Raw genomic sequence first — 7,209 nt, forward strand, 5'->3', positions numbered from 1 at the left:
CGCCTAATTTGTAGGTTGGGTGAAATGCAATGGAACCCAACATTTTACCTGAATTTGTTGGGTGTCGCTTGGCTTTACCCAACCTACGACTAGAAACCCGGTTTCTCAAAGAAACCGGGTTTCTTTACCCCCCCAGGGAGAAACCGACCTTGAGAAACGGGGAGCGATCGCCTAATTTGTAGGTTGGGTGAAATGCAATGGAACCCAACATTTTACCTGAATTTGTTGGGTGTCGCTTGGCTTTACCAAACCTACGACTAGAAACCCGGTTTCTTTGAGAAACCGGGTTTCTTGACCCCCCCACGGAGAAACCCCGTTCACTTATCCTTTGGTCGTCCCTTTTTAATCAATTTCTCTGCCACCCACCACGCACCCCATGAACAAAATATGCTCCCCAACAATGCTATAATAAACGGATGCGGCCAAAGCCAAAAGCGATCGCGACTAGGCAACCGCCAAGGTTGGGTGATTAACCCGGAAGTTGAAGCGACGATCGCACCCGCCGCAATTCCCACACCCACGGCTTGGATATGGTCTTGTAAGTCCTGGTTAGCGTCTTGTTGTTGTTTGTAGTAGGCTGCTTCCGCTTGTTGACGTTGGCGATCGCTTTTCGCTTGTTCCAGTTCAGTCGTCGCGCGAATGCTGTTAATCAAATCGCTAAATAGCACTTGACCGGGTTCGAGATAGTCGATATAGGTTTTGATTTGCTGGAGACGCAGGGGAGCCTTTGTTGTGGCAAAATCTGACCAGTAGGAAAGGCGATCGTCTGATTTTTCAGCCAGGATATGGGACAGAGACCTCTGAAAGTTTTGCAAATTCACCTCAGTTGTGGTATAATGTGCTTTGAGGTCGCGCAATTTACAGTTATAGTCCAGTAGCTTTTGGGGAATGCTTTGTAACAGTGCATCCAGCCTTTCTAGGCGTTCCTCCGGTGTCTCCAACCGGAAAACCTGGTTAAACTCCTTTACCTTGCCTTCCAGCTCACTGTAGAGGTGTCTAGCGCCTTGATAACCCTCTTTCGCCAGTCCCGCCACCACCACAATTTTCTGATAATTCCAGAATAAATTCCGCAGATTATAGTAATTATCTTCGGCGCGTTTTAAGTCTACCGCACCCGGTTTAGCCAGGGAAATTAAAATCGTCACCGACTCAGCCGCGAAGATAAACAACGGGCAATTAAACAGCCTATCTTCCGTCATATATTCAGCCTGTGGACACAAGTTTTTTGCCCACTCTTTCGCGCTGCTCAATTCCAGTTGATTTAAATCCTCACTTTCACCACTCAACCATAGCACCTTGCCCAGATTTGCCCTCACATCGATTAACGCTTGGGGTTGAAATATCGCCACATTTTCTGGGGAAAAATCAGCCTTTTCATCGGGGAAATACAGGGTTAAATCCGCCGAATAGGTGTCGTTCATCTTAAACGTGCTGAGGCTTCCCCCTAGGGAGATATCCGCGATTTTAATCCCTGCAAAATCGATGTTATGTTCTGGGTTTGCGTCCGTCGGTTCCGTGAACTGTGTTAGTTGAGGAAACGGGATTTTTGCTGCCAACCCTCGCAAATCATCCCACAAAAAACCCGCATCGGGGCTGTGGGTATCCGGTGCATCATCTAAGAATTGGCACAGGTGGAAAGCCGTGAGACTAAGATTGAGGTTTTTCACGGTTTTGGTCTGGAGAAGGTTCAGAATTGCCTAGGTTGGTGTTGTTTTTAACCTCTTGTTTAATCATTTCATCTAAAGATTTATCATTTCCAGGAGGTTTAGTTCCCGGAAAACCCATTTCTTGATTGCTGAGGCTTAAACTGCGTTTACGGGGGGCGAGTTTAGCCGTGTATTGTTCGTATAAGTTCTGATGCTGTTGCAGCCACCCTTCAATAGCGGCGGCATTTTTTTCCTCATCATCACCCAGTTGCTGCCGTAATTCCAGTAAACTTTCCCCGTGTTTAGCAATCCAATTATCGGGATTTTCTTCCAGGAGGGCGGTAAAAACGGCGATTTTTTTGGCATCACTAGCCATAGCTTGTTCTCCTTCTCCAACGATACAAAATGCAGCCCAGTGGTAGGGGGATTGATAGGGGCGATGATTGACCCCCTCCTCTTGATTTTCCCCCATCTGTGCAAAAATGAGTTGTAATTCATCGCGCCACTCGTCAGAAAATAGGGGGCATTTTTCTCGCCATTGTTGAAAGCCGCTGACGGTGGTTTCTCGCAGCCACTTTTGAGCCGCCTGCAACGCTTGGGCGAGTTTACCCGGTTGTTGTTGCAGCAATTCGTAGGTTCTAATCAGCAGCAGGGCGGTAGAAACCTGATTGACCGACCAGAGGCTAACCAGGACGCTAGGGCTACCCGCCAGGATAAAGCCACTGGAGAGGCTGATATATTCGTCGGTTCGGTCAATGGCGACCTGTCCGGTTTCGCAGGCGGAGAGCGTGACCAGGCTGCAATTGCTCAGGTTCAGCTTGGCGATGATGTTTTCTAAGGTGAGGACTCCATCCGCTAGGAGTAAGCCGGAGTCCAGGGGGGAGGTAGGGTTAAAGCTACCGTGACCGAAGAAGAACAGGTGATGAATTTGGCTGAGGAGTTCCCCCTGTTGTTTGTCCAAGAGTTTGGCGGTAGTAGCTTCATCCTCCACCAGTATGTTCTGGTCGGGGAAGAGGGTGCCGATGGTTTCGATTTCTACATCAGCCCAACCCAGGTCTTCGGTGGGGTTTTGGATAGCAAAGAGGCGCTTAAAGTTAAAGCGGGGGCGGTTTTGGGCTTGTTGCAGCAGTTGGCAGTTGGGGGCATAGGTGACACCTTTGGGGAAGAGGTCTTGGAGGAATTTGCCCTCACTGCCCTCACCCCCAGCCCCTCTCCCAACTTGGGAGAGGAGAGAAGAGGGGAAATTAGCCCCCTTCTCCCCATCTAGGAGAAGAGGGTTGGGGGATGAGGGAAGATGAACAGGTAAAGCATGGAGGGGGAACAGGTGCAGGAAGCGGTGGGGGATAAGGATTAGTTTTTGGCAGTTGGGGAAGTTTTGTCGCAGGTTTTGCAGGATTTCATCCAGATGCAGGATTTTGGCGAGTTCTTCCAGGCGTTGGGCTAGGGGATTTTGCCAGATATCTTCAGCTTCTTTGAGCAGACGTTCTGCTTGTTGCCGTTCGGCTTCTGTTCGGGCTGCTTTTAAGGCTGTGATCGCTTGTTGTTTGGCTTCTTTAGCCTGATAGTAGGCGATTAGATAGGCATTTCCCCAGTCGTCTAGTTGCTGTAGGTCTTCCTCGGAAGATGTCCAGAGGTTGAGACTTTGGGCGGTGAGGGTGAAGGTGAGGAATTTTTGACCCGGCAGGATGTACCATTCCAAAATCGCGGTTTCCTCATCCAGTAACCCTTGCATCCCCTGAAAATGCAGGGGTTTGTAGGGTTCGAGTTGCTGCTTTTGTTGCCGCAGTTGGTTGATGTAGGTCGTGTCCGGGTTGTCCTCCTTTTGCAGGCGACGTTCTTCTTGGGTAATGGCAATTCTGAGTAATTGCAACTGTTGGCGGGTGTTTTCGGGAATCACGCCCCCCGGATAAGCGTCACGGGTGGCAATGAGTTCCACCAAGTTCCGGGCTTTACTGCGGTCTACATATTCAATGGCATCCTGATATCTGCCCAACTCTAGGCATACTTCCACCATGCCACGATAAACTTTGTTCCATTCTTCATTAAAGTTGCGTTTATAGCCCTCACTATCGGCTCCAATTTCACCCCGCAGATATTCCACCTGGTCTAGGGCTTCCTGGAAGCTACGGTAAGCATTTTCTAGGGCTTGTTGTGTCTGGGTGGGATTGTTCCCAGCTAGGCGAGATTGAGCTTGGTAGGCAAAACCAAAGTTATTCAGGGTTGTTGCTAAGTCGCGGGCTAACCCCAACCGGCGCATAATCCCGGCGGCTTCATCGTAGGCAGTAATTGCCCTTTCCAGATTGGCCGTGGGGTTGATGCCCATCTCCGCTTGGGTGCGGCGGGCATTTCCGAGGTTATTCAGGGTAGAGGAGAGGTCTTTGTCTAACCCCAACCGGCGCATAATCCCGGCGGCTTCATCGTAGGCAGTAATTGCCCTTTCCAGATTAGCCGTGGGGTTGATGCCCATCTCCGCTTGGGTGCGGCGGGCAAGTCCGAGGTTAGTCAGGGTGTGGGAGAGGTCTTTGTCTAACCCCAACCGGCGCCGAATCCCGGCGGCTTCATCGTAGGCAGTAATTGCCCTTTCCAGATTGGCGGTGGGGTCGATGCCCATAGTAGCTTGGGTGCTGCGGGCAACTCCGAGGTTATTCAGGGTAGAGGAGAGGTCTTTGTCTAACCCCAACCGGCGCATAATCCCGGCGGCTTCATCGTAGGCAGTAATTGCCCTTTCCAGATTGGCGGTGGGGTCGATGCCCATATTAGCTTGGGTGCTGCGGGCAACTCCGAGGTTATTCAGGGTAGAGGAGAGGTCTTTGTCTAACCCCAACCGGCGCATAATCCCGGCGGCTTCATCGTAGGCAGTAATTGCCCTTTCCAGATTGGCGGTGGGGTCGATGCCCATATTAGCTTGGGTGCTGCGGGCAACTCCGAGGTTATTCAGGGTAGAGGAGAGGTCTTTGTCTAACCCCAACCGGCGCATAATCCCGGCGGCTTCATCGTAGGCAGTAATTGCCCTTTCCAGATTGGCGGTGGGGTCGATGCCCATATTAGCTTGGGTGCTGCGGGCAACTCCGAGGTTATTCAGGGTAGAGGAGAGGTCTTTGTCTAACCCCAACCGGCGCATAATCCCGGCGGCTTCATCGTAGGCAGTAATTGCCCTTTCCAGATTGGCGGTGGGGTCGATGCCCATATTAGCTTGGGTGCTGCGGGCAACTCCGAGGTTATTCAGGGTAGAGGAGAGGTCTTTGTCTAACCCCAACCGGCGCATAATCCCGGCGGCTTCATCGTAGGCAGTAATTGCCCTTTCCAGATTGGCGGTGGGGTCGATGCCCATATTAGCTTGGGTGCTGCGGGCAACTCCGAGGTTATTCAGGGTAGAGGAGAGGTCTTTGTCTAACCCCAACCGGCGCATAATCCCGGCGGCTTCATCGTAGGCAGTAATTGCCCTTTCCAGATTGGCGGTGGGGTCGATGCCCATATTAGCTTGGGTGCTGCGGGCAACTCCGAGGTTATTCAGGGTAGAGGAGAGGTCTTTGTCTAACCCCAACCGGCGCATAATCCCGGCGGCTTCATCGTAGGCAGTAATTGCCCTTTCCAGATTGGCGGTGGGGTCGATGCCCATATTAGCTTGGGTGCTGCGGGCAACTCCGAGGTTATTCAGGGTAGAGGAGAGGTCTTTGTCTAACCCCAACCGGCGCATAATCCCGGCGGCTTCATCGTAGGCAGTAATTGCCCTTTCCAGATTGGCGGTGGGGTCGATGCCCATATTAGCTTGGGTGCTGCGGGCAACTCCGAGGTTATTCAGGGTAGAGGAGAGGTCTTTGTCTAACCCCAACCGGCGCATAATCCCGGCGGCTTCATCGTAGGCAGTAATTGCCCTTTCCAGATTGGCGGTGGGGTCGATGCCCATATTAGCTTGGGTGCTGCGGGCAACTCCGAGGTTAGTCAGGGTGTGGGAGAGGTCTTTGTCTAACCCCAACCGGCGCCGAATCCCTGCCGCTTCATCGTAGGCAGTAATTGCCCTTTCCAGATTGGCGGTGGGGTCGATGCCCATCTCCGCTTGGGTGCTGCGGGCAACTCCGAGGTTATTCAGGGTTTGCGCCCGTTTTGGGGGGTTATCCGCCCGCAGTTCCAGCACCACCCCATAGCCCCGGATGGCAATCTCTTGTACTTCTGCATATCTGCCATAGGGGAATTGTCGAATACTGGTACAGGTATCTTCGACTAAGGCTGCTACCCCTTCGGTTTGGTCGGGGTACTGCGCGAGAAGTCCCGGCATTGACTGGGGAATCGTATCCCCCAAGGCGGGAACAATCAACCCCATATTTTGCCGCATCACCTGATGGACTGCTGTTGTGCCGTCCTGCATTTGTGCTTGCAGCAGTTGTAGCCAAAATTGCTGTAACGCCGCTTGCTGATTTCCACCAGTCCCCCGCTGCGCCAAAAACGCCCCCACCTGTTCCGCCACATTCCGCAGAAACGCCGCCTGGTTGTCTTGTCCCGCTTGCTGCAACTGTGCCGCCACCAACTCACACACCTGCACAAACCCCTCATCCACCAACTCCTGATGACGGTTGAGGATATCATTTACTTCCTCAATGGGACGGGTGAGGAGTTCTTGAATTAGGGAGAGATAGGCTTGCACTCGTTGTTCATCCATAGCCGCGCACCGGGAGAAGTCACCCCCATTTTACCCCATGACCAACCCTGAGACACCCGGTTGATTTCTTAAATCTTTGTGAAGGAATCGCTATCCTGCCAGAAACTGGGTTTTTTTTGCCCCGACCTGCTGCGATTTTAGGGATTTTACCTGCACAATTCGGCTACATTCCCGTTAAAATAGATGGCATCCCACCCATGGAATTACCCCCTGATGGCACTGACCGGAATCACCCCAGAGGGAAGGGCAACTATTCCCCCAGAAATTATGGAATGGCTGCCATGAAAACCAGGCGATCGCATTATTAATATCGCCATTTCCCCCCTCTGGCAAAGTCTATTTATAACCCGCCCCCAAAGCCGCTAAAATTGATGTCGTCACCGGCTCGGGCTGCCTCTATTACCCAGACAGAAAACCGGTTTATTTAGCATCAATGAAAGAAGCGATCGCTCAAGGTGCGATCGTCTAATTTGTATACCCGGATTTGTTGGGTGTCGCTTGGCTTTACCCAACCTACGACTAGGTTTCTTTACCCCCCCAGGGAGAAACCGAACTTGAGAAACGGGGAGCGATCGCCTAATTTGTATACCCGGATTTGTTGGGTGTCGCTTCGCTTTACCCAACCTACGACTAGAAACCCGGTTTCTTTGAGAAACCGGGTTTCTTTACCCCCCAGGGAGAAACCGACCTTGACAAACGGGGAGCGATCGCCTAATTTGTATACCCGGATTTGTTGGGTGTCGCTTCGCTTTACCCAACCTACGACTAGAAACCCGGTTTCTTTGAGAAACCGGGTTTCTTTACCCCCCAGGGAGAAACCGACCTTGACAAACGGGGAGCGATCGCCTAATTTGTATACCCGGATTTGTTGGGTGTCGCTTCGCTTTACCCAACCTACGACTAGAA

Annotated in this window: 5 protein-coding genes; 2 read left to right on the forward strand and 3 right to left on the reverse strand. The window is 51.9% G+C overall.

Features of this window, described 5'->3' with window-relative positions:
• The first annotated feature begins 29 nt into the window (after positions 1–29).
• Entirely contained in the window at positions 30–182 is a 153-nt protein-coding gene (locus tag ACTIE0_RS21195) for a hypothetical protein (protein ID WP_192808283.1), read from the forward strand.
• Between the two features lie 135 nt (positions 183–317).
• Here ACTIE0_RS21195 and ACTIE0_RS21200 read toward each other — a convergent pair whose 3' ends face one another.
• A complete protein-coding gene (locus ACTIE0_RS21200; RefSeq protein WP_006670509.1) occupies positions 318–1,667 on the reverse strand; it encodes a hypothetical protein in 1,350 nt (449 codons plus the stop codon).
• The gene (locus ACTIE0_RS21205; protein ID WP_439516975.1) at positions 1,648–6,303 is read right to left on the reverse strand and encodes a CHAT domain-containing protein; all 4,656 of its coding nucleotides are present in this window, start codon (positions 6,301–6,303) and stop codon (positions 1,648–1,650) included. Before ACTIE0_RS21205 ends, ACTIE0_RS21200 begins: the two co-directional genes overlap by 20 nt.
• A 116-nt stretch (positions 6,304–6,419) precedes the next feature.
• On the opposite strand from ACTIE0_RS21205, the gene ACTIE0_RS21210 reads away from it, so the two are divergent.
• Positions 6,420–6,611: a hypothetical protein gene (locus ACTIE0_RS21210; protein ID WP_050786925.1), complete on the forward strand. Its 192-nt coding sequence runs from the start codon at positions 6,420–6,422 to the stop codon at positions 6,609–6,611.
• Positions 6,612–6,832: 221 nt separating this feature from the next.
• Here the strand turns inward: ACTIE0_RS21210 and ACTIE0_RS21215 are convergent.
• The coding region (locus ACTIE0_RS21215) for a hypothetical protein (protein ID WP_439516976.1) at positions 6,833–7,209 on the reverse strand (377 nt) is incomplete at its 5' end.

The organism is Limnospira sp. (assembly GCF_051859755.1).
Classification (GTDB): Bacteria; Cyanobacteriota; Cyanobacteriia; order Cyanobacteriales; family Microcoleaceae; genus Limnospira; species Limnospira fusiformis.